General features: G+C 64.7%; 20 protein-coding genes. 9 read left to right on the top strand and 11 right to left on the bottom strand.

The genetic code is table 11. The features are described 5' to 3' along the window. Positions 1 to 76: 76 nt before the first annotated feature. The 6 genes from J2R80_RS02240 (at position 77) to J2R80_RS02215 (ending at position 8,557) form a co-directional block, all read left to right on the top strand. Positions 77 to 625, top strand: a complete 549-nt coding sequence (locus tag J2R80_RS02240) for a cytochrome c family protein (protein ID WP_028342300.1) — start codon at positions 77 to 79, stop codon at positions 623 to 625. 263 nt (positions 626 to 888) lie between these two features. After that, a complete protein-coding gene (locus tag J2R80_RS02235) occupies positions 889 to 2,745 on the top strand; it encodes an extracellular solute-binding protein (protein ID WP_076824869.1) in 1,857 nt (618 codons plus the stop codon). A 17-nt stretch (positions 2,746 to 2,762) separates the two neighbouring features. After that, entirely contained in the window at positions 2,763 to 4,631 is a 1,869-nt protein-coding gene (locus J2R80_RS02230; protein WP_076824871.1) for an extracellular solute-binding protein, read from the top strand. 3 nt (positions 4,632 to 4,634) lie between these two features. After that, positions 4,635 to 5,744 carry a microcin C ABC transporter permease YejB gene (locus J2R80_RS02225; protein WP_057016107.1) on the top strand — a complete coding sequence of 370 codons (1,110 nt, stop codon included), beginning with the start codon at positions 4,635 to 4,637 and terminating at the stop codon, positions 5,742 to 5,744. Next, positions 5,744 to 6,928: an ABC transporter permease gene (locus J2R80_RS02220; protein WP_057016108.1), complete on the top strand. Its 1,185-nt coding sequence runs from the start codon at positions 5,744 to 5,746 to the stop codon at positions 6,926 to 6,928. The genes J2R80_RS02225 and J2R80_RS02220 overlap by 1 nt, the downstream gene beginning before the upstream one ends. Before the next feature lie 3 nt (positions 6,929 to 6,931). Beyond that, positions 6,932 to 8,557, top strand: a complete 1,626-nt coding sequence (locus J2R80_RS02215; protein WP_076824873.1) for an ABC transporter ATP-binding protein — start codon at positions 6,932 to 6,934, stop codon at positions 8,555 to 8,557. Between the two features lie 103 nt (positions 8,558 to 8,660). Here J2R80_RS02215 and J2R80_RS02210 read toward each other — a convergent pair whose 3' ends face one another. Both J2R80_RS02210 and J2R80_RS02205 read right to left on the bottom strand, forming a co-directional pair. Beyond that, positions 8,661 to 9,503, bottom strand: coding sequence for a C40 family peptidase (locus tag J2R80_RS02210; RefSeq protein ID WP_076824875.1), 843 nt, complete (start codon positions 9,501 to 9,503; stop codon positions 8,661 to 8,663). Then, positions 9,496 to 10,872 carry a M17 family metallopeptidase gene (locus J2R80_RS02205; protein WP_076824877.1) on the bottom strand — a complete coding sequence of 459 codons (1,377 nt, stop codon included), beginning with the start codon at positions 10,870 to 10,872 and terminating at the stop codon, positions 9,496 to 9,498. Before J2R80_RS02205 ends, J2R80_RS02210 begins: the two co-directional genes overlap by 8 nt. Positions 10,873 to 11,075: 203 nt before the next feature. Between J2R80_RS02205 and J2R80_RS02200 the strand changes: the two genes are divergently transcribed. Next, positions 11,076 to 11,873 (top strand): tetratricopeptide repeat protein, encoded by a 798-nt coding sequence (locus J2R80_RS02200; RefSeq protein ID WP_076824879.1) that lies wholly within the window; start codon positions 11,076 to 11,078, stop codon positions 11,871 to 11,873. 171 nt (positions 11,874 to 12,044) lie between these two features. On the opposite strand, the gene J2R80_RS02195 is transcribed toward J2R80_RS02200, so the two are convergent. From J2R80_RS02195 to J2R80_RS02155, 9 genes are all read right to left on the bottom strand, one after another. Next, positions 12,045 to 13,019, bottom strand: a complete 975-nt coding sequence (locus J2R80_RS02195) for a type II secretion system F family protein (protein ID WP_038387579.1) — start codon at positions 13,017 to 13,019, stop codon at positions 12,045 to 12,047. 9 nt (positions 13,020 to 13,028) lie between these two features. Next, the gene (locus tag J2R80_RS02190; protein ID WP_057016113.1) at positions 13,029 to 14,006 is read right to left on the bottom strand and encodes a type II secretion system F family protein; all 978 of its coding nucleotides are present in this window, start codon (positions 14,004 to 14,006) and stop codon (positions 13,029 to 13,031) included. Between the two features lie 11 nt (positions 14,007 to 14,017). After that, positions 14,018 to 15,481: a CpaF family protein gene (locus J2R80_RS02185; protein ID WP_057016114.1), complete on the bottom strand. Its 1,464-nt coding sequence runs from the start codon at positions 15,479 to 15,481 to the stop codon at positions 14,018 to 14,020. A 24-nt stretch (positions 15,482 to 15,505) separates the two neighbouring features. Beyond that, positions 15,506 to 16,774: an AAA family ATPase gene (locus tag J2R80_RS02180; RefSeq protein WP_018269598.1), complete on the bottom strand. Its 1,269-nt coding sequence runs from the start codon at positions 16,772 to 16,774 to the stop codon at positions 15,506 to 15,508. Next, a complete protein-coding gene (locus tag J2R80_RS02175; protein WP_076824881.1) occupies positions 16,771 to 17,523 on the bottom strand; it encodes a CpaD family pilus assembly protein in 753 nt (250 codons plus the stop codon). The genes J2R80_RS02180 and J2R80_RS02175 overlap by 4 nt, the downstream gene beginning before the upstream one ends. A gap of 8 nt (positions 17,524 to 17,531) precedes the next feature. Beyond that, on the bottom strand, positions 17,532 to 19,010 hold the full coding sequence (locus tag J2R80_RS02170) for a type II and III secretion system protein family protein (RefSeq protein WP_141341582.1): 1,479 nt from the start codon (positions 19,008 to 19,010) through the stop codon (positions 17,532 to 17,534). Positions 19,011 to 19,012: 2 nt separating this feature from the next. Continuing rightward, the gene (gene cpaB / locus J2R80_RS02165; RefSeq protein WP_076824885.1) at positions 19,013 to 19,807 is read right to left on the bottom strand and encodes a Flp pilus assembly protein CpaB; all 795 of its coding nucleotides are present in this window, start codon (positions 19,805 to 19,807) and stop codon (positions 19,013 to 19,015) included. Between the two features lie 127 nt (positions 19,808 to 19,934). Continuing rightward, positions 19,935 to 20,459, bottom strand: a complete 525-nt coding sequence (locus tag J2R80_RS02160; RefSeq protein WP_028334676.1) for a prepilin peptidase — start codon at positions 20,457 to 20,459, stop codon at positions 19,935 to 19,937. A 172-nt stretch (positions 20,460 to 20,631) separates the two neighbouring features. Then, complete coding sequence (locus tag J2R80_RS02155; RefSeq protein ID WP_016842642.1) at positions 20,632 to 20,796, bottom strand: Flp family type IVb pilin; 165 nt, start codon at positions 20,794 to 20,796, stop codon at positions 20,632 to 20,634. A gap of 280 nt (positions 20,797 to 21,076) precedes the next feature. Here J2R80_RS02155 and J2R80_RS02150 point away from each other — a divergent pair, with 280 nt between their 5' ends. Both J2R80_RS02150 and J2R80_RS02145 read left to right on the top strand, forming a co-directional pair. After that, positions 21,077 to 21,907, top strand: coding sequence for a sterol desaturase family protein (locus tag J2R80_RS02150; protein ID WP_026192176.1), 831 nt, complete (start codon positions 21,077 to 21,079; stop codon positions 21,905 to 21,907). Between the two features lie 15 nt (positions 21,908 to 21,922). Next, positions 21,923 to 23,368: a hypothetical protein gene (locus J2R80_RS02145; protein WP_076824887.1), complete on the top strand. Its 1,446-nt coding sequence runs from the start codon at positions 21,923 to 21,925 to the stop codon at positions 23,366 to 23,368. Positions 23,369 to 23,458 lie beyond the last annotated feature (90 nt).

The following is a 23,458-nucleotide window of genomic DNA, read 5'->3' as shown; positions in this document are numbered from 1 at the left end:
GCCGATTCCCAGGTCTTTCCCCGCGGCCGTATTCCCGGCCTGAAGTCGACATTCAAGGCCCGGAGCCTGACCCAAAATGGACTCCTTCGAACTCAACAAAATCCTCGGTGCGGTTCTCGGCACCTGCATCGTCGTCCTGGTGATGAGCTTTGCCGCCAGCGCGAAATTCGCGCCGAAGCTGCCGGAGAAGCCGGGTTTTGAGATCGCTGTGAAGGAAGAGTCCCATGGCGGTGGCGGCGAGGCCGCTGCGGCCGCATCCGAGCCGATCGAGAAGCTGCTGCAGACCGCTTCCGTCGAGAAGGGCGCGGCGGCCGCCAAGAAGTGCCAGGCCTGCCACACCTTCGAGAAGGGCGGTCCCAACCGCGTCGGTCCGAACCTGTTCGGCGTCGTCGGCGAGAAGAAGGGCGAGGGCCGTGGCTTCAATTTCTCGGCCGCGATGAAGGGCAAGGGCGGCGAATGGTCGTTCGACGACCTCAACAAGTTCCTGACCAACCCTAAAGGCTTCATCCCGGGCACCGCGATGGGCTTTGCCGGCGTGCCGAAGGACAGCGAGCGCGCCGACATCATCGCCTATCTGAATTCGAACTCGGAGCACCCGGCTCCGCTCCCGACCGCCTCGAAGTAACGATTTGCTTCGCGCAAGCATGTGGATGAAACGGCCAGGCAATGCCTGGCCGTTTTCGCATGGGGAATCCGCTGTCGCGGGGTTGTTATCGGGACGTTTCGCCGCACCGATATTGTTCCCGGGCCAATATCATGAGGAAAAAGCAACGTAATTTGTCGAACCGTTGCCTTATATTGGGTCCCATGTAAGCGGGGCCGCAAGCAGGAAGACCGAATTTGGCGATCACCCGACGACACCTCCTTCAAGGCAGCGCACTGGCGGCAATGGCTCCGGCGCTCGGACTCACCCCCGGCCTGTCGGCGATCACGCCGGCCTTCGCCGACGAAGCCCCCAACGGGCTGAAATGGCGGCACGGCCTCTCGACCTACGGCGAAATCAAATATCCCGCCGACTTCAAGCGCTACGACTATGTCAAGCCGGACGCGCCGAAGGGCGGCGTGGTGCGGCTGTTCCAGCCCGGCACCTATGACAGCTTCAACCTGGTCGTTGCGGGGTTGAAGGGCACGGTCGCCTCTTCCGTCACCCGCATCTACGATTCGCTGATGGAGGCCTCGCTCGACGAGCCCGATACGTATTACGGCGAACTCGCCGAGGCGGCAGCCTTCCCCGACGATTTCTCCTACGTGATCTACCGCCTGCGGCCCGGCTCACGCTGGCACGACGGCAAGCCGGTCACGCCGGAGGACGTGATCTTCTCGTTCGAGGCGTGGAAGGCGAACAGCCCGATGTTCAGCGCCTACTACCGGCACATCGAAAAGGCCGAGAAGGTCGGCGATCGCGACATCAAGTTCACCTTCGACAGCCCGGGCAACCGCGAGCTGCCGATGATCACCGGTCAGCTCGTCATCCTGCCCAAGCATTGGTGGGAAGGCACCGACGCGCAGGGCAAGAAGCGTGACATCACCGCGAGCACGCTGGAGCCGCCGCTTGGCTCGGGTCCCTACCGGATCAAGGAGTTCGTTGCCGGACGATCGGTGGTGCTCGAGCGCGTCAAGGACTACTGGGGCAAGGATATTCCGATCGCGATCGGACAGAACAATTTCGACGAGCTGCGCTACGAATATTTCCGCGACGACACCGTCGCGCGCGAGGCGCTGAAGGCCGACCAGTTCGATTGGTACGGCGAGCGCAGCGCGAAGGAGTGGGCGTCGGCCTACGACGTTCCGCCGGTGCGTGAGAAACGGCTGCTCAAGGAGCTCTTCACCGTCCGCAATCAAGGCCGGATGCAGGGCTGGGTGTTCAACCTGAGGCGCCCGAAATTCGCCGACCCCAGACTGCGCCGCGCCTTCAACTGTGCGTTCGATTTCGAAGAGATGAACCGCGTGCTTTCGACCGGCGACTATCATCGCGATTCAAGCTATTTCGACGGCATCCCCGATTTGATGGCGACCGGCCTGCCGGAGGGCAAGGAGCTCGAGATCCTGGAGACGCTACGCGACAAGGTGCCGCCGGAAGTCTTCACGACGCCCTACAAGGATCCGGTCGGAGGCACGCCGGAAAACGTGCGCGCCAATCTGCGCGAGGCGACGCGGCTGTTGAAGGAAGCCGGCTTCGAGATCCGCGACCGCAAACTGGTGGATTCCTCAGGCCAGCCGTTCACGGTCGAGATCCTCGGCAACAGTGGCGATTCCGGCATGGAGCGGATCGCACTGTTCTACAAGCCGAGCCTGGAGCGCCTCGGCATCACCGTTAATCTGCGCGCGGTCGACACGGTGCAGTATCAGAACCGGGTGCGCGATTTCGATTTCGAGATGGTGACCCAGGTCTGGGGACAATCGATCTCGCCCGGCAACGAGCAGCGCGACAATTTCGGTTCGCAGGCGGCCGACCGGCCCGGCTCGAACAATCTTCCCGGCATCAAGAATCCGGCGGTCGATGCCATCATCGAACGCATCATCTTCGCCACCAGCCGCGCCGATCAGGTCGCCGCCGCGAAGGCGCTGGATCGGGTTTTGCTCTGGAACTTCTATCTTGTTCCACACTTCAATTACGACAAGCAGCGCTATGTCTATTGGGATCGCTTCAGCCATCCCGACCCGCTGCCGAAATACGCTGTTTCGGGATTCCCAAATCTTTGGTGGTACGACGCCGACAAGGCGGCCAAGCTCAAGCGTTCATAAAACTCAAGGATTCGCGCATGGCGCTATTCTCCCGTCGGCACGCACTCGGCCTCGGCATCGGTGCGTTGAGTGCTGCAGGCTTGCGTGCTGCGCCGGCGGTGGCCGACAACGGAACCGAGATGCACGGCATGTCGGTGTTCGGCGACCTGAAATATCCGGCGGATTTCAAGATCTTCGACTACGTCAATCCGAAGGCGCCGAAGGGCGGGGCGTTCTCAATGATCCCTTCGACCCGTGCCTACAACCAGTCCTTCTTTACGTTCAGTTCGTTCAACGCGTTCATCCTCAAGGGTGAAGGCGCGAAGGGCATGGAGATGACCTTCGATTCGTTGATGGCACGCGCGGGTGATGAGCCTGACGCGATGTACGGCCTGGCCGCAAGATCGGTCTCGATTTCTCCCGACAAGCTCACCTACCGCTTCACGATGCGGCCCGAGGCTCGCTTTCACGACGGCTCGAAGCTGACTGCGCAGGATGTCGCGTTCTCGCTCAATACGCTGAAGGAGAAGGGGCATCCGTTGATCGTGGTGCAACTGCGCGATTTCGTGAAGGCCGAGGCGCCCGACGACGGCACCGTGATCGTGACCTTCGCGCCTAATCGCGCGCGCGACGTGCCGCTTTATGTTGCGGGTCTGCCGATCTTCTCGAAGGCCTATTACGCGAAGCGGCAGTTTGATGAGTCCACGCTCGAAGTTCCGCTCGGCTCCGGGCCGTACATGGTCGGCAAGTTCGAGGTCAATCGTTACGTCGAGTATAACCGCCTCAAGGATTGGTGGGCAGCCGACTTGCCGGTCAATCGCGGCAGTTACAATTTCGACACCGTGCGCTACGAGTTCTACCGTGATCGCGATGTCGCGTTCGAAGGCTTCACAGGCAAAAATTATCTGTTTCGCGAGGAATTCACGTCCCGTGTCTGGGCGACGCGGTACGATTTCCCGGCTATCAAGGACGGGCGGGTCAAGCGCGAGACATTGCCGGACGAAACACCGTCCGGTGGGCAGGGTTGGTTCATTAACACCCGTCTCGACAAGTTCAAAGACCCGCGCGTTCGCGAAGCGCTAATCTATGCCTTCGATTTCGAATGGACCAACAAGACCATCATGTACGACGCTTACGCGCGCAGCGTCTCGCCTTTCCAGAATTCGGACATGGTGGCTAGTGGACTACCTTCGCCCGAGGAATTGAAACTGCTCGAACCATTCCGCGGCCAAGTGCCGGATGAGGTGTTCGGCGAGCCCTTTGTGCCGCCGGTGTCGGATGGATCGGGACAGGACCGCGCACTGCTGCGAAAGGCGACGCAGTTGCTCAACGATGCAGGATGCGTCGTCAAGGATGGCAAGCGGCGATTGCCTAACGGCGACCCGCTTACGATCGAGTTCCTGCTAGATGAGCCGACTTTCCAGCCGCATCACGCCAGCTTCATCAAGAATCTCAAGCCGCTTGGCATCGATGCCAACATCAGGCAGATCGACGCAGTGCAGTATCGTGCGCGTGTTGAGGCTTTCGATTTTGAGGTGACGACCCAGCGTATATCCATGTCGGCGACGCCGGGTGACAGCCTGAGGCCTTACTTCTCGTCCCAGGCTGCGACCACCAAGGGCTCCTACAATCTGGCGGGCGTTGCCAACCCGGCGATCGACGCATTGATCGAAAAAGCTATCGCTGCCGAGACGCGGGCGGACTTAACCTTTGCCTGCCGCGCGCTCGATCGCGTCTTCCGTGCCGGCCGCTATTGGGTGCCACAATGGTATTCTAACAAGCACCGTGTCGCCTATTGGGACCAGTTCGGGCATCCGGAGAAGCCGGCGAAATATGCGGGCGTCGGCGCCCCGGAGAACTGGTGGTATGATGCGGCCAAGGCCGCGAAGCTCGAGCAGGCGAAGTAGCCGATGAGCGCCTATATCGCCCGACGTATCTTCCTGATGCTGCCGACGCTGCTTGGCATCCTGTTCGTCTCCTTCGTGGTCGTGCAGTTTGCTCCCGGCGGTCCGGTCGAGCGCGTCATCGCGCAGATCAACGGCGCCGACACCGGCGGCACATCGCGCGTGTCGGGAGGCGGCGGCGATTTCGGCGCGCAGCGCGGCCAGGGCGCGGGCGCAGGCGCGGCCATCAATTCGAAATACCGCGGCGCGCAGGGGCTCGACCCGGATTTCATCAAGAAGCTCGAGGTGCAGTTCGGCTTCGACAAGCCGGCGCCCGAGCGGTTCGCGTTGATGGTCTGGAATTTCGCGCGGTTCGATTTCGGCAACAGCTATTTCCGCAGTGTCAGCGTGCTGCAGTTGATCAAGGAGAAGCTGCCGGTCTCGATGTCGCTCGGCATCTGGATGACGCTGCTGACCTATCTTATCTCGATCCCGCTCGGCATCCGCAAGGCGGTGCAGGACGGCTCGCGGTTCGATACCTGGACCTCGGCGGTGATCATCATCGGCTTTGCGATCCCGGGCTTCCTGTTCGCGATCCTCCTGATCGTGCTGTTTGCCGGCGGCTCGTTCCTCAACATCTTCCCGCTGCGCGGCCTGACCTCGGACGGCTGGTCGCAATTCCCCTGGTACTGGAAGATTATCGACTATTTCTGGCACCTGACGCTGCCGCTGGTGTCGATGGCGCTCGGCGCCTTCGCCACCATGACCCTGCTGACCAAGAATTCGTTTCTCGACGAGATACGCAAGCAATATGTGATGACCGCGCGCGCCAAGGGTTGCAGCGAGCGCCAGGTGCTGTACGGCCACATCTTCCGCAACGCCATGCTGATCGTGATCGCAGGCTTCCCGGGCGCGTTCATTCACGCGTTCTTCTCCGGCTCGCTCTTGATCGAAACCATCTTCTCGCTCGACGGGCTCGGCCTGCTTGGCTTCGAGAGCGTGTTGAACCGCGACTATCCGGTGGTGTTCGGGACGTTGTTCATCTTCTCGCTGGTCGGACTGGTGGTCAATCTGCTCTCCGATCTCGCCTATATGTGGATCGATCCCAGGATCGACTTCGAAGCGCGGGAGGTCTGATGACGATGCTCGCGCCCCAGCCGGTCGAGACCACGACGCAATCGCCGCTCGGCGAAACGGTGCCCGCCACGCACCACGCCTTTTCGCCGTCGCCGCTGAACAAGCGACGCTGGCAGAACTTCAAGGCCAATCGCCGCGGCTACTGGTCGTTCTGGATCTTCCTCGTGCTGTTCGTGGCGTCGCTGTTTGCCAATTTCATCGCCAACGACAAGCCGCTGGTCGTCAAATATGACGGCCGTCTCTACTGGCCGGTGGTGTTCACCTATGCCGAGACCACCTTCGGAGGCGACTTCGAGACCGCGGCCGATTATCGCGATCCCTACCTGCAGAAGCAGATCGCCGCCAAGGGCGGCAGCATGATCTGGCCGCCGATCCGCTACTCCTACGACAGCCGCAACCTCGACCCGCCGACGGCGGTGCCGTCGAAGCCGACCTGGCTCTTGACCGAAGAGCAGTGCAAGGACGTGGTCAAGCGCAAGGGCCTGACCGGCTGCCGCGACCTCGAATACAACTGGCTCGGCACCGACGATCAGGGCCGCGACGTGGTCGCGCGGCTGATCTACGGCTTCCGCATCTCGGTGCTGTTCGGCCTGACGCTGACCATCCTGTCCTCGATCATCGGCATCGCCGCGGGCGGCGTGCAGGGCTATTTCGGCGGCTGGACCGATCTCATCTTCCAGCGGCTGATCGAGATCTGGACCGCGATCCCCTCGCTCTATCTGCTGCTGATCATCTCGGCGGTGCTGCCGCCGGGCTTCTTCATCCTGCTCGGCATCCTCCTGCTATTCTCCTGGGTCTCGCTGGTCGGGCTGGTGCGCGCCGAGTTCCTGCGCGGCCGCAATTTCGAATACATCCAGGCGGCGCGCGCGCTTGGCGTCTCCAACGGCGTGATCATGTTCCGCCATCTGCTGCCGAACGCGATGGTCGCGACCATGACCTTCCTGCCCTTCATCGTCTCGTCCTCGGTGATGACGCTGACGGCGCTGGATTTCCTCGGCTTCGGCCTGCCGCCCGGCTCGCCCTCGCTCGGCGAGTTGCTGTCGCAGGGCAAGGCCAACGTGCAGGCGCCGTGGCTCGGCCTCACCGGCTTCTTCTCGGTCGCGATCATGCTGTCGCTGCTGATCTTCATCGGCGAAGCCGCGCGCGACGCCTTCGATCCACGCAAGACGTTCTCGAAGGGCTGAGGCATGGACGCGATCAACCAGCCTTTGCTCGATGTCCGCGACCTCTCGGTCGCCTTCGGCCGCTCGCTTGCGGTCGACGGCATCTCGTTCTCGATCAAGCGCGGCGAGTGCGTCGCGCTGGTCGGCGAATCCGGCTCGGGAAAATCCGTCAGCGCGCTGTCGGTGCTGAAGCTGCTGCCCTATCCGACGGCCTCGCATCCCTCAGGCGCGATCCGCTTCCGCGGCCGCGACCTCCTGACCGCGTCCGATCAGCAGATGCGCGAGGTTCGCGGCAACGACATCTCGATCATCTTCCAGGAGCCGATGACCTCGCTCAATCCGCTCCAGACCATCGAGACCCAGATCGGCGAGATCCTGTCCCTGCACAGGGGCGTCAGTGGCGCGGCGGCGCGGGCGCGGACGCTGGAGCTATTGGGCCAGGTCGGCATCCCCGAGCCGGAGACCCGGCTCAAGAGCTATCCGCATCAATTGTCCGGCGGCCAGCGCCAGCGCGTGATGATCGCGATGGCGCTCGCCAACGAGCCCGATCTTTTGATCGCGGACGAGCCGACCACCGCGCTCGACGTCACCGTGCAGGCGCAGATCCTGGCGCTGCTGGCCGAGATCCGCGCGCGGCTCGGCATGAGCCTGTTGTTCATCACCCACGACCTCGGCATCGTCCGCCGCATCGCCGACACGGTCTGCGTGATGAACAACGGCAAGATCGTCGAGCAGGGGCCGGTCGAGCAGGTCTTCACCGCGCCGAAGCACGCCTATACCCAGGCGCTGCTCGCGGCCGAGCCGAAGCCCGATCCGGCGCCGCCGCAGCCGGGCGCAGCGGTCGTGATGTCGGCGGACAATCTCAAGGTCTGGTTTCCGATCAAGCGCGGGCTGTTGCGCTCGACCGTCGGCCACATCAAGGCGGTCGATGGCGTCAGCCTCGCGGTGCGCAAGGGCGAGACGCTCGGCGTGGTCGGCGAATCCGGCTCCGGCAAGACCACACTCGGGCTCGCGCTGCTCCGGCTGATTTCGTCCGATGGTCCGATCGTTTTCCTCGGCAACGACATCCAGGGCCTGCGCTTCAAGCAGATGCGGCCGTTCCGCCGCGACATGCAGATCGTGTTCCAGGACCCGTTCGGCTCGCTCAGCCCGCGCATGTCGGTGGCCGACATCATTGCCGAGGGCCTTGAGGTGCACCAGAAGCAGCTGTCGCGCGAGGAGCGCGAGGCGCGGGTGATCAAGGCATTGAAGGATGTCGGGCTCGATCCGGACTGGCGCTTCCGCTATCCGCACGAATTCTCCGGCGGCCAGCGCCAGCGCATCTCGATCGCGCGCGCGGTCGTGCTGGAGCCGAACTTCGTCGTGCTGGACGAGCCGACCAGCGCGCTCGACATGCTGCTGCAGGCTCAGATGGTCGACCTGTTGCGCGACCTGCAGCGCAAGCGCGATCTCACCTACATGTTCATCTCGCACGATCTGCGCGTGGTCGCCTCGCTGGCGAGCCATCTGATCGTGATGAAATCGGGCAAGGTGGAGGAGGAGGGACCGGCCTCTGAGCTGTTCAAGAATCCGAAGAGCGACTACACCCGCGCGCTGTTCGCCGCCGCGTTCCGCATCGAAGCGGCCGGCGACGGGGCGGTGGCGACGTAACGAGCTTCGTAGGATGGGTAGAGCGCAGCGAAACCCATCATTTTTTTCCGCGCGGTAGCAGCTTGATGGGTTTCGCTTCGCTCTACCCATCCTACAAGATGGGCTAAAGCCGCTTGATCGCCAGGACTTCGCTGCCGGCCGCTCTGATCCTCGCGATCGCGGCCTGCGTGTTCTCCACCACCGTTGCCATGTGATGCGCGTTGGCGTGCACGATCGTGGTCGCGTCGCGCACGATGGCGACATGGCCCTTCCAGAAGATCAGGTCGCCGCGCTGCAGCTGCTTGGATTCCGCCGCCGTCAATTCGCGGCCGAGGCCTTCCTGCTGCATGTCGCTGTCGCGCGGGCAGCCGGTGCCGGCGGCGGTCAGCGCGATCTGCACCAGGCCTGAGCAATCGATCCCGAGACTCGACTTGCCGCCCCATAGATACGGTGTGCCGACGAATTGCTCGGCGATCGCGACGAAATCGCCTGCCATCGTGTCGAGCGGCGCGAGATGCCGGCGTGGCAGGTGCCAGCCCTCGCGAGTCACCGCGAACGCACCGTCCTCGCGGACGATGGCGAGCTTTGTCCCCATCGCCAGTGCCTCGACCGGCGGCAGCTTGATCGACGGGCCCGGATACGCCAGCGTGCGCAGCGCCGTGACCTTGTGCGTCGGGGCGGCGCCGGGCTTGGCCAGCGCGGCCTTGGGAATCCAGCCGACATAGCCGTCATCGGCGAGCTGGCCCCAGGCCCAGCCTTCGCCGTTGCGATCGTACACCGTGACGCGCTCGCCCCGGAGCGCCTGCGTCATCTGTTCGGCATCGCTCGCCGGCGCCTGGCGTAGCGGCGCGATGGCGTCGCCGACCTCGAGCACTTCGCCTTCGACGAAGCGCAACGCCTGGACCTTGCCCTCGAGATATTTCGCCGCGAGGTCGTCGCGGGCCGGTGTCACACGGGGGTCATGCATAGCGCTGGCTCAGCAATTTGTAGATCGCGCGCGCCGCCTGGCACTCGCCGCCTTCGGGACGGCCGGGCTTTGCCGACGGCGTCCAGCCGTAGATGTCGACGTGCAGCCAGCTCCTCGCGTGCTCGACGAAGCGCTGCAGGAACAGCGCGCAGGTGATCGAGCCCGCGAAACCGCCTGACGGTGCGTTGGTGATGTCGGCGGTCTTGGAGTCGAGCCAGGCGTCGTAGGCCGGCCACAGCGGCATCCGCCAGAGCGGGTCGTTCTCGCTCTTCGCACAAGATGCGACGTCGCCGGCGAGCGCCTCGTCATTGGTGTAGAACGGCGGCAGATCCGGGCCCAGCGCCACCCGCGCGGCGCCGGTCAGCGTGCCCAGATCGACCAAAAGATCGGGCGTCTCCTCGTCGGCGAGCGCTAGCGCGTCGGCGAGCACCAGCCGCCCTTCGGCGTCGGTGTTGCCGATCTCGACGGTGATGCCCTTGCGCGACTTGAAGATGTCGAGCGGGCGGAACGAGTTGCCGGCAACTGCGTTCTCGACCGCCGGGATCAGCACGCGCAGCCGCAGCTTGAGCTTCGCGTCCATCACCATCTGGGCCAGCGCCAGCACGTTGGCGGCGCCGCCCATGTCCTTCTTCATGATGAGCATGCCGCTCGAAGGCTTGAGATCGAGCCCGCCGGTGTCGAAGCAGACACCCTTGCCGACCAGCGTCACCTTCGGATGGGCGGGGTCGCCCCAGCTCAGCTCGATCAATCGCGGCGACCGCGTCGACGCCATGCCGACGGCGTGGATCAGCGGGAAGTTCTGGGCGAGCTCGTCGCCGTCGATGCAATTGAAGGCAGCGCCGAACCGCGTCGCGAGGTCGCGCGCCACCTCAGCGAGCTCGGCCGGTCCCATGTCGTTGGACGGCGTGTTGATGAGATCGCGCGCCAGCGCCGCGGCATCCGCCATCCGGGTGATCTCCGCCGTGTCGACGCCGTCGGGCGGCACCAGCCGGACTTCGGGAGCCTTGTTGGTGCGATACCGGCCGAAGCGATAGCAGCCGAGCGCGAAGGCGAGCGCGGCAAGTCTGGTGTCGTGCGGCGCATTGGCGAAGCGGTAGACGCCGGGCGGCAGCAGGCCGGGCAGGGCGCCGGGCCGGAACGGATCGCGCGCCTTGTGGTCGTCGTCCTCGAGACCGAACAGCACCTGCGCGATGCCGCCGTCTGCCGCCGGCAGGACGAGCAATTTTCCCGCCTTGGCCACGAAGCCATTGGCCGCCGCGAACTGGCGCGCCGGCGCCGGCAGCTCGCCCTGAATCGCATCCCATGTCGCCTTGGTGACGAAGGTGATCGGCGTGGCGGCGGTCGTGGCGGTCTCGAACACGGATGGCATGCGGCTCTCGGTTCTGGCGTCGTTGGTGGGCTACTACACGCCTTTCGCCACGGATGGTAGCGCGCCAACGGTTCACGCGCCGTGCAGGCCGGAACCGGAGCGTCGGCTGCCGGCGCCGCCAGTTAACCAGACGTTAGGGTTAACAGTCTATTGCTGGCACGCTCGGCTGGAACCGTTCGCCCGATTTCGTGAGTCACAGTGCCATGTGTCGACAGTCCAATCTGACCCGGCATCTTGCTTTCGCAGCCCTTCTGGCGGTCCTGGCCGCAGGGCTTGGCGGTTGCCAGACCATGTCCGACGTGGCGGGATCGATCACGTCGCGGTCCGATCCCACGCCCGATGATCCGCGCCGGGCCGTCGAGGCCTATGGCGAGCGCTATCGCAAGAATCCCAAGGATGTCGCTGCCGCGGTCGCCTACGGCCAGGCCCTGCGCATGACCGGCCAGCGCTCGCAGGCCTGCGCCGTGCTCGAGCAGGCCACGATCGCCAACCCCGGCAACAAGGCGCTGCTCGCCGCCTATGGCCGCGCGCTGGCCGACAACGGCAATTCGCAGGCTGCATTCGACGTGCTGAGCCGCGCGCACAGCCCGGACAATCCGGACTGGCGGATCCTGTCCGTGCAGGGCACCACGCTCGACAAGATGAACCGGCACGAGGAGGCGCGGCGCTATTACGCCAGTGCGCTCAGGCTGGCTCCGGACGAGCCGTCGGTGCTGTCCAATCTCGGCTTGTCCTACATGCTGACCAAGGATTTGCCGAAAGCGGAAGAGACGCTGCGCCAGGCCTACGCCAGCGCTCGCGCCGACACCCGGATCCGGCAGAACCTTGCGCTGGTCGTCGGCCTGCAGGGCCGCTTCGCGGAGGCGGAAACGATCGTCAAGGCCGACCTGCCGTCGGATGAGGCCGCGGCCAACGTCGCTTATCTCCGCGACATGCTGAACCGCAAGGACGGCCCGCGGACCGCGTCGCGTGCGGCGCCGGTCGTCGCCAAGGACGACTAAACCAAACGCGGCAGCTCCACCGCCCCTTGAAAAGGGGAGGTCGCTTTGCTCGTGAGAGCAAAGCGGGTGGGGATCATCTCTCCACGAGGAGCGGTGTCTGCGGCTGACTCCCATCCCGGCCTTCCCCCTTTCAGAGGGAAGGAGAGAGGCAGCCGGCGCAGGCGAGGCAACTCAATGCATCGTGGCGATCTTGATGTAGGACGGGCCGAGGATCACGATGAACAGGCAGGGCAGGAAGAACAGGATCATCGGTACCGTCAGCTTGGGCGGCAGTGCCGCGGCCTTCTTCTCGGCCTCGTTCATCCGCATGTCGCGGTTTTCCTGCGCCATCACGCGGAGGCTCTGGCCGAGCGGCGTGCCGTAGCGTTCGGACTGCTGCAAGGCCATGCACACCGACTTCACGCCTTCGAGGCCGGTGCGGCGCGCCAGGTTCTCGTAGGCGGTCTTGCGATCCTGCAAATAGGACAGTTCCGCGGTCGTCAGCGCAAACTCCTCCGACAGCGCGACCGATTGCCCGGCGATCTCGTTGGCCACTTTCCGGAACGCGACCTCGACCGACATGCCCGACTCGATGCAGATCAGCAGCAGGTCGAGCGAATCCGGGAACGCGCGCTTGATCTGGAGCTGGCGCTTGGAGATCGCGTTCTTCAGGAACAGCATCGGCGCCTGCAGGCCGGCATAGGCCGCGCCGACGCAAATGCCGATCTTGAGCGTGAGCGACCAGTTCGCGCCGGCAATGAAGAACGTATAGATGATCGCGCCGATCAGCATCAGGATCGGCGTGACCGCCCGCGCTGCCAGGAAATAGACATACGGAGCGTGGCCGCGATAGCCCGCCATCACCAGCTTCTCGATCGCCGCTTCCTGGGCCAGCCATTTGGTGAGGTTCAGGTCATCCACCATCTTGGAGACGGCCTGCTTCGGCGTCTGGCGCAGCGTCACCTTTTCCGACTTGGAGAGACGGTCGCGCTCGCGCTGCCGCAGGCGCTCGCGCTCGCTGGCGACCGCCTTCATGCGCTTGTTGAGATCGCCGCCGGCGAGCAGCGGCATCACCAGCGTGTAGACCGTCGCGCTTGCCGCGAAGAAGGCAAGCAGCATGGTCATGAACCTGACGTCGTGGAGCTTGGCGACCAGAATATCAATCATGCTGCACCGTCAGAAATCGAAGTTGATCATCTTCTTCATCACCAGCACGCCCATCGACATCCAGATCGCGCAGGCCACCAGCATGAGCTGGCCCATCGAATTGGTCCACAGCAGGGCGATGTAGTCCGGCGTCGTCAGGAACACGAGGATCATCACGATCGGCGGCAGCGAGCCGATGATGGCGGCGGAGGCCTTCGCTTCCATCGACATCGCCTGGATCTTCTCGGCCATCTTCTTGCGGTCGCGCAGCACCCGCGACAGGTTGCCGAGCGCTTCCGACAAATTGCCGCCGGACTTCTGCTGGATCGCGATCACGATGCCGAAGAAGTTGGCCTCCGGCAGCGGCATCCGCTCGTAGAGCCGGGCACAGGCTTCGCCGAGCGGCATGCCGATCGCCTGGGTCTCGATGATGGCGAGAAATTCGCTGCGCAGCGGCTCCGGCGCGTCGTTGACGACCGCCTTGAGCGATTCGAACAGCGGCAGGCCGGCCTTGATGCCGCGCACGATGACGTCGACGGCGTCAGGCAGCGACTTCAGGAACGCCTTTTCCCGCCGCTTCTTCAGGAAGCCGAGCACCCAGCGCGGCAGGCCGAGACCCATGGCAAAGCCGATGCCGGCCGCGCCGAGCAGGCCTCCGCCAACCATGAAGGCCACGCCGAACCCGAACAGGCCAAGGGCGCCGGAGATCATCCAGAATTTCTGCTCCGACCACTCCAGTCCGGCCTGCGAGATGCGCACGCCGAGCGGGACTTTCTTGTCCTTCTGCCGACGCGCCTCGAGCTCCTTCAGCGATCCCTCTACCTGCTCGCGGCGGGAGCGTTGCGTGCGGTCGGCGTTTCGTGTCGTCGTGGGTTCGCTGCGCGCCACCGACGCGCGCCGCGACTCGGCCTTCTTCTCCCCCGAAAGGTAGGGGTACAGGAAGACCCAAGCGATGCCGCCGACCGTCGTGGCGGCGAGGAAGGCGAGAGCCAGAGTTTGCGCCTGCATCCTGCGTTCCCCTAGACCGGCGCCGGGGCGTCGGAAGCGTCCAGCGCCGCCGCAAGCCGCTTCTCTTCATTGTAGTAGCGCGCACGCTCCCAGAAGCGCGGCCGGCCGATGCCGGTCGAGCGGTGCTTGCCGATGATCTTGCCGTTGGCGTCTTCCCCGACCACGTCGTAGAGGAAGATATCCTGGGTGATGATGGTGTCGCCTTCCATGCCCATCACCTCGGTGATGTGCGTGATGCGGCGCGAACCGTCGCGCAGGCGCGCCGCTTGCACGATGATGTCGACCGAGGCGCAGATCATCTCGCGAATGGTGCGTGACGGAAGCGAGAAGCCGCCCATGGTGATCATGGATTCGCAGCGCGACAGTGCTTCGCGCGGATTGTTGGCGTGCAGCGTGCCCATCGAGCCGTCGTGGCCGGTGTTCATGGCCTGCAACAGATCGAACGCTTCGGGTCCGCGGACTTCGCCGACGATGATGCGCTCCGGGCGCATACGCAGGCAGTTGCGGACCAGTTCGCGCATCGTCACCTGGCCCTCGCCCTCGATGTTCGGCGGCCGGGTTTCCAGCCGCACCACATGCGGCTGCTGCAGCTGAAGCTCGGCGGCGTCTTCGCAGGTGATGATGCGTTCGTCGTGCTCGATATAGTTGGTCAGGCAGTTCAGCAGCGTGGTCTTGCCCGAGCCGGTGCCGCCGGAAATGATCACGTTGCAGCGGACGCGGCCGATGATCTGCAGGATGGTCGCCCCTTCGGGGGTGATCGCGCCGAACTTGACGAGCTGCTCCAGCGTCAGCTTGTCCTTCTTGAATTTGCGGATGGTGAGCGCGGGCCCGTCGATCGCCAGCGGCGGCACGATGGCGTTGACGCGCGAACCGTCGGCGAGGCGGGCGTCGCAGATCGGCGAGGATTCGTCGACGCGCCGGCCGACCTGGCTGACGATGCGCTGGCAGATGTTGAGCAGCTGCTGGTTGTCGCGAAAGCGGATGCCGGTGCGCTGGATCTTGCCGGCGACTTCGATGAACACGGTGCCTGCGCCGTTGACCATGATGTCGGCGATGTCGTCGCGCGACAGCAGCGGCTCCAGCGGGCCGTAGCCGAGCACGTCGTTGCAGATGTCGTCGAGCAACTCCTCCTGCTCGGCGATCGACATCACGATGTTCTTGATCGCGATGATCTCGTTGACGATGTCGCGGATTTCCTCGCGCGCCGATTCGCTGTCCAGCTTGGCGAGCTGGGCAAGGTCGATCGCCTCGATCAGGGCGCCGAAGATCGTCGCCTTGACCTGGTAGTAGTTGTCGGAGCGGCGGGCTTCGACGGCGGGGGCAGGCGGTGGCTTGCTGGGTGCCAGCGGCGGCGACGAGATCGCCGGTGCGACGGACTCGCGCGACATCGCCGGCGCGCCGGCTGGCTCCGGCGCCTGAAACGCGGGCTTGGGTGCCCGCACGTCCCCATCGTTTCCGCTACGCTTACCAAACACGACGTCTTGACTCCACGCGGACCACTATTTGGACCGCAGCTTTTCGAGCAGGGGCGACAGGAAGGACCCCCTCGGCTTCTTGGTCTCGCCGCGGCCTGTCAGCCGCTGCGCCATCTGCAGAAACATCTCGACCGCGCGGTGGTTGGCGGAAATCTCGGCGATCATCTGGCCGTTGTTGGCCGCCGAACCGAAGATCTGCGGATCGAACGGGATGGCGGCGATCGGCTGGCTTTCGATCGCCTTGGCGAACTCGCCGGCCGCGATCTCGGGACGCTTCGGCACGCCGACCTGGTTCAGGCAGTACAGCGGCGCGCGGTCGTTGGGCCGCGAGGCCTTCAGCAGGTCGAACATGTTCTTGGCATTGCGCAGATTGGCGAGGTCGGGCGCCGCCACGATCAGGATGTCGTCGGCCGCGATCAATGCGCGCTTGGTCCAGCCGGACCATTGATGCGGCACGTCGAGCACGATGCAGGGCATCGTGGTCCGCAGCGTATCGAAGATCGCATCGAATGCCTCGGCGCCGAAATCGTAGACCTTGTCCAGTGTCGCCGGCGCCGCCAGCAGGCTCAGATGGTCGGTGCATTTCGACAGCAGGCGGTCGACGAAGGCGGTATCGACGCGGTCCGGCGAGAACACGGCGTCGGCGATGCCCTGCGCGGGATCCTGGTTGTAGTTGAGGCCGGCGGTGCCGAAAGCGAGGTCGAGGTCGGCGACCACGGAGTCGAGCGCCAGGTCGCGGGCAATCGCCCAGGCGACATTGTGGGCGATGGTCGAGGCGCCGACACCGCCCTTGGCACCGACAACGGCGACGATGCGGCCGACCGCCTTGGCTTCCGGTGCCGAGAACAGGTTACAGACCGCGCGCACCACGTCGATCGCATGGGCCGGCGCGATCACGTAATCGCTGACGCCGCGGCGCACCAGCTCGCGATACAGCGTCACGTCGTTGACGCGGCCGATCACGACCACGCGGGTGCCGGCGTCGCACACCGTTGCGAGCTGATCGAGGCCGGCCAGGATGTCGCCGCGGCCCTCGGTCTCGAGGATGATGACATTGGGCGTCGGCGCCGAGCGATAGGCCTCGATGGCGGCCGCCATGCCGCCCATCTGGATCTTGAGGTGAGCCTTGGCCAGCCGGCGATCCTCGCCCGCCGACTGCACGGCGGCAGCGGTCTCGACCGTTTCGCAGAACGCCTGGACCGAAACCCGTGGCGCCGGAGCAATATGGTCGTCCACGGCCTGCGGCGGGGCGTCCGTCTGCTCTTCGGAGTTTTGCTGCGCGTAGGTGATCATTTTCCTGTGTCGCTTAGCTTGGCCCTGTCGGACTCGGGATAACTCGTGGCGGTGGTGGTGCCCTTGCGATACTTGTCGAAGGCGATGTTGCGACGCGACGTATAGGCAGGGGTCTCCGCGCGCGGCTGCACGAGGTCGGTCGGGTCTTCGACCATGGCTGCGAGGTTGCGCTGATTGGCGCAGCCGAAATTGTAGTACTGCTTGTTCTCGATGTAGGACCCGTTGTGGATCGACGGGCCGAGATCTTCCGGCCAGAGACCGCACGGCCCGGCGACCGCTTTCATCTTTGGATAGTTCACGCGGATCGCGGGCATCTGGCGCGGATCCTCGGGATGGTATTTGCGAACGAGGATCCCGCGCGGCGGCACGCCGGCGGCGGTGAACGTGGCCTGGATCTCGCGCAGCGATTCCTGGGCGGTCCGTGCGTTCGGCGTGTCGGCGGGAACGTCGATGGTGACGGCGCCGGTCCCCTCGCGCATCCAGTCCTGCGCCATCCCCGTCACCTCGGCGCGCTGCTCCGCAGTCAGGCCGCCGCGGCTGCGGCCGACGAAGACCACGATCGAGCGATCAGCCTCGGTGACCGCGATCGGATGGCGCTGGCGATAGTCGGCCGGTGCGTTCACCATCGCGAAACTGTTGTCGGCGGCGTGCTGGCAGGCGCCGAGCGTCATCGCGAGGCTGACGAGCGCTCCGGCGAGAACGATGCCGCGCTGGTAACCGGCGGATGTCCTGGATGTGGTCTGTGTCATCGTCCGCCTCAGTCCGTAATGAAGCCGTAAGTGCCGCGGTAATTCCGCGCCGGCTCGGTGCGGCCGGGCACGCCGTAGACGCGATTGATGCTGCCGAGCAGGTCGGCCTGCGGGTCGGACGCGTTGGCGAAGCCGTCATCCGGACGCGACAGGTCCTTCTGCGCCACCGCGCGAACGACATAGGGCGTCACCAGCACCATCATTTCGGTCTGGTTGTTGACGAAGTCCCGGCTGCGGAACAGCGTTCCGAGCACCGGCAGCGACGCCAGCCCGGGAAGGCCGTTGATCGCCTGCTTGGTCTGGTCCTGGATCAGGCCGGCCATCGCCATCGAGCCGCCCGAAGGAATTTCCAGCGTGGTCTCGGCGCGCCGGGTCTTGATCGAGGGGATCGTCGTTCCGCCGGCGCCGCCGGTCAGCGAATTCTCGGTCGAGACTTCCGACACTTCCGTCATCACGCGCAGGCTGATCCGTCCCTCAGTCAGCACCACGGGCGTGAAGTTGAGCGAAATGCCGAACTTCTTGAAGCTGACGGTCTGAACGCAATTCCCGATCGCGCCTCCCGTCGTCGTCTGACAGGTCACGCCGGTCGGAATTGGAAACTCGCCGCCCGAGATGAAGGTCGCCGATTCGCCGGAGATCGCGGTCAGGTTCGGCTCGGCGAGTGTCCGCACCACGCCTGCGCTTTCCATGGCGCGGAGCGTCGCCGACACCGATGGGGCCGCGCCGAACGAAGTGGTGAGGGCGTTGCCGGGCACCAGCGGTGCGTTGTTCGCCGTGAACGGGTTGTTGTTGGTGAACTTCACCACGGTGGTGCCGTAGTTGAGGTTCGCGGTGAGGTCGATGCCGAGCTGCTTGATCAGGCTGCGCGAGACTTCGGCGACCGTCACCTTCAGCATCACCTGGTCGCGGCCGCGAACCGTGATGGAGTTCACAACCTTGTCGGCGCTGCCGACCAGCCGCGTGGCGATCTCGCCGGCCTGCTGCGCTTCGATCGGGCTCGCCGCGCTTCCGGTCAGCATGACGCCCTCGCCGACACCCTCGATCTGGATATCGGCGTTCGGCAGCGCTGCGCGCAGGGCCGCGCGCACGCCGTTGAGGTCGCGCTTGACCGCGATGTCATAGGCCGCGATCTGCTGGCCGGCGGCGTCGAAGAACACGATGTTGGTCTGGCCGACCGTCGCGCCGATGATGTAGGCGCGTTGCGCCGAGCGGACCACGGCATTGGCGATCTTGGGATCGGCGACCAGCACGTCCTTGATGTCCCTCGGCAGATCGATCACCACCGATTTGCCGACGCCGAGTGAGAGGAAGCGGGCATTCATCTGGCCGTCGGCCGCGGCGGGAGCGGCGCGGTAGTCGCCCGCCACCACCGGCGTCAGTGCCGGGTTGAGCGTGAGCGCCGCGACGGCCGAGAACGACAATGCGCGGACCATGAAGGCCCGCATCGTCCGTTGAGTTGCCCCGCCCTTCATCACCTGTGTCCTCATGGTCACTTCTGCATCGTTGCCTGGTTGGCAACGCCAAAGCGGATGACGTTGATCGTCTCACCGCGTCTCTGGTGGTTGTCCTCGATCCTGACGTCGGTCCCGTTGTTATCGGCGATGCTGCGCAGCGCCAGCGACAGGACGCCGCTCTGGCGCGCCCGCGCCAGCGTCTCGGTCTGGTCAGGCTTCAGCTCCAGCGTCACTGTCTTGCCGATCAGTGCGTTGGTGCCGTCCTTCTCCTTCGGCGCCTGGTCGATCGCAAGGACGCGGATATTGGTCAGGATGACCTCGGAATTGACGATGTCGGCGCCGTTGCGGTCGGGATTCTTGTCCCGCTTCGACAGCAGGACGTCGACCCGGTCATTCGGCAGGATGAAGCCGCCGGCACCGGTCTCGGGAGAGATTTCGGTCGATACCGCCCGCATGCCCGTCGGCAGGATCGCGGCCATGAAGCCGCTTCCGTCGGCCTTGACGAGCTTCTGCTCGCGGATCGGCTCGCCCTGGATGAACGGGGCGCGCGCGATCGAGCCGGTGACGTCCTTGATGGCGTCGGCGTGGCTGTCCTTGCGCATGAAGCTGGCGCTGGCGGTCGCCGCCGGCCAGGTCTGCCACTGCAGGTCTTCGGCCTTCACTGCCTGGCCGAGGCCGATGTCGGAGCGCGCGACCAGGATGTCGACGGTCGGCAGCTGCGCAACTGGCGGAGGAGCCGCCGGCTTGTCGTCGCTTCCGCTCGCCAAATAAAGCGCCGCAAGGCCGGCGCAGCCTGCAATTGCCAGGACCAGAATGCGGGCCTTATCCATTACGCTTCACTTTCCACATGACGCCGCGACGCTGCCGCCGCCGTGATGGGAGTTGACCAGCTATTCGTCAAAGCATGGTTAATGAGGCGTATCTAAATCGCCTTAACGGGCGGTTACCGCTGCTTTCTCAGCGCATGGCGAAGTGCGCGAGATCGATCGTCTTGATCCAGTCCGTCTCGGGATAAATCAGGAGGGCGCCGAGAGCGAGTGCGATGCCGTAGGGAATTCCGGTCTGCTTGTCGTGCAGGCGGCTGAGCCAGGCCTGGGACGCGAGCGGGTAGGGCAATGGCCATTGCCGCAGCTGCAGCAAGAGCACGGTCAGCGCACCGCCGAACAGCGAGGCAAAGACCAGATAGGGCAGCAGGTGCTCGAACCCGAACCACAGGCTGGCCGCGGCCGCGACCTTGGCGTCTCCGCCGCCGACCCAGCCCATCGCGAACATGCCGAACGCCACCACCAGAACCAGCGCGCCTGCGCCGGCATGGGTGAGGATCTCGTGGACGCCCATCCCGGTCAGCGGCGCCAGGACAAAGAAGCCCGCCACCAGCGCCAGCGAAATCCGGTTCGGGATCGTCATGGTCAGGAGATCGCTCGCCGCCGCAAAGGCCATCAGGGCCGGAAACAGCATCAAGCGTGCGATGTCGAGGATCATGAATTCATGCCGTCAAGCTGGAGCTGCGGTCGAGACCCGACGCTAGCGGCCAATGGTGAACAATCGGAAAAGGATTACCGGCACCTTCAACAGAGGCTGCCGATCGGCCCCCGACAAATAGCAAAGGTCCCGGGATTGCCGGGACCTTTGATGCGAATTCGTCGAAGCCGGCTTACTTCAGCGAGCCCGAGATCGAGTTGAAGGTACCCGAGAGCTTCGTGCCGACGCCGTTGACTGCAGCGATGATCGCGATGGCGATACCGGTGGCGATCAGGCCGTACTCGATGGCGGTCGCGCCCGATTCGTCCTTCACGAAGCGCGAAACGAGGTTCTTCATAAAATCACTCCTGTGTACACGTGGCTGGTCGAACTAGATTTGGTCTCGCCGGCGTTCTCAGCACCGTGACCATTGCGGCACCCTAGTGTTGGACGATTTCGGCGCAGTTAATTTGATCGCATAAACTCTGCGGGAACCCGCTGATGTTGCGCACAGTAAATTTGGCATTAAACGGTCCGCTAAAATTGCGGATTGTTGCTGCGACCAGACATCCGGCGCCTATTCACGGCTCCTTAAGCGCACATCTATACCCATGGGGCTTCCGTAGTATGAGGCTGCCATGTCCACCCTTCCGATCGAAGTCATCGAGATGCTCGGCCAGACGATGATGAGGGTGGTGCCGATCACGATCGGCCTCGCGCTGTTCTTCACGGTGCTGACCCACTTCTGGGCCTGCAATCCCGGCAAGCCGTGGTGGCAGAAGCGCGAGCTGGTCACGGACATCTGCTACTGGTTCTTCGTGCCGGTATTCGCCCGCGTGCTGCGGATCGGGCTGCTGGTGGTGGGCGCGGCCGCGGTGTTCGATGTGCACGGTGCCGACGAGCTGATCTCGTTCTACGAAAACGGACACGGCCCGCTGGCGCAGCTGCCGCTCTGGCTGCAATCGATCATCTTCCTGGTCGCTTCCGACTTCATGCTGTACTGGCTGCACCGGATGTTTCACGGCGGCGGATTCTGGAAGTACCACGCCATTCATCATTCCTCCGAGGATCTCGAATGGATCTCGGCGGCGCGCTTCCATCCCGTCAATCTGCTGATCGGCACGATCTCGGTCGACGTGATCCTGCTGATGGCCGGCATCTCGCCGAACATCATGCTGTGGGTCGGTCCCTTCACCACATTCCATTCCGCCTTCGTGCACGCCAACCTGAACTGGACGCTCGGCCCGTTCAAATATGTGATCGCCACGCCGGTGTTCCATCGCTGGCATCACACCGCGCTCGAGGAGGGTGGCGACACCAATTTCGCCGGCACGTTTCCGCTCTGGGACATTCTGTTCGGGACATTCCGCATGCCCGAAGGCAAGCTTCCGGATGATTACGGCGTCGACGCCGAGCAGGGCGTGCCGGCCGAAATCGGCGGACAGCTGGCCTATCCGTTCCGTCATTGACCGGACTGCGCGCGCATGAGTGCTGAGACCGCAACCATCCCACAGGCGCGGGCCTCGGTGTTCGCCGAAGTCCCGGCCTGGTTCTGGATGGCGTGCGGCGTCTATGCGTTGCTGCTGGTCGTCGGCGACAGGCTGCTCGCCGATTCCGACACCTACTGGCAGATTGCCGTCGGCCGGTGGATCCTCGACCACCGCGCATTGCCGTCGGTCGATATCTATTCCTTCACCAAAGCGGGTGAGCCTTGGGTGTCGTCGTCGTGGCTGGCGCAGGTCCTGTTCGCGAAGGCCTACGACCTTGCCGGGTGGACCGGGCCTGCGGTGCTGGCCGCGGCCTGCGGTGCCGCCACCTTCGCGCTGCTCACCGCCATCCTCGGCCGTGCGCTGCCGGCAATCCATGCGAGCCTGATCGCGCTGGCGGCGCTGGTGTTGACCTGCGGGCATCTGCTGGCCCGTCCGCATGTGCTTGCGCTGCCGATCATGATGGTCTGGGCGAACGGCCTGATGGTCGCCAGCGAACGCCGCGAGGCCCCCTCGTTCTGGCTGCTGCCGCTGATCGCGCTCTGGGCCAATCTGCATGGCGGCTTTCTGTTTGGCCTGGTGCTGGCCGGCGCCTTCGCGCTCGATGCGCTGTGGAACGCCGCGCCGGCGCAAAGATTGCCGCTGGCGCTGCGCTGGGCCGCATTCGGCCTCGGCGCGCTGGCCGCGTGCAGCGTGACGCCCTATGGCTGGGGGACGATCCTCGCCTCGCTCAGGATTCTCAGCCTCGGTGAACTGCTGCATCTCATCACGGAGTGGATGCCGGCGAGTTTCAGCCACGTCGATGCGTTCGAGCTGGCCATTCTCGGCCTGATCGGCGGGGCGCTCTATTGCGGGGTGAAGCTGCCGCTGCCGCGGATCGCCCTGGCGCTGGGCCTGCTGCACATGGCGCTATCCCATGTCAGGAATCTCGAGCTCTTCGCCCTGCTGTTGCCGCTGGCTGTGCTGACGCCGGTGGCAACCCAGTTCGGCCTGCGTGCCGCAAGCGTGGTCCGGCTGAAGGCCACGCCGGCCGTGATGCTGATCGCCGTGCTCTGCGCCGCGACCTGGTTCATCGCGGCGCGTCGGGACATGTCGCCGCCGACGATCCATTCGCCCGCTGCCGCCGTCGACGCGCTGAAGGCGCACAACGTGCAGCGCGTGCTCAATGATCTGCAGTTCGGCGGCTATCTGATCTGGCGCCAGGTGCCGGTGTTCGTCGACGGCCGTGCCGAGCTTTACGGCGAGAAATTCGAGATGGCCTATTATCGTGCGCTCCAGCTCAAGGACGTCAACGGCTTCCTCGACCTGCTCAAGACCTACAGGATCGATGCGGTGATGCTCGATCCGGCAACGCCCGCCTCCAAGTTTCTCGATCACATCGATGGATGGCAGCGCCTCTACGCCGACGATCGCGTGGTGGTGCATGTGCGTGGTGCTGGCTAGGCGGCGGTCCCCACGGGGGCATTTTTCCGCGGGATCACCGGGCCGTTGGTCGATCCGTTCCAGAAGTCGTGACATCCGCGCAATTCAGCG

This window comes from Bradyrhizobium sp. USDA 4541, assembly GCF_024171085.1.
Taxonomy (GTDB): Bacteria; Pseudomonadota; Alphaproteobacteria; order Rhizobiales; family Xanthobacteraceae; genus Bradyrhizobium; species Bradyrhizobium australafricanum.
Note: the sequence above shows the minus strand (reverse complement) of the source record. Positions and strands in the feature narration are given on the sequence as shown.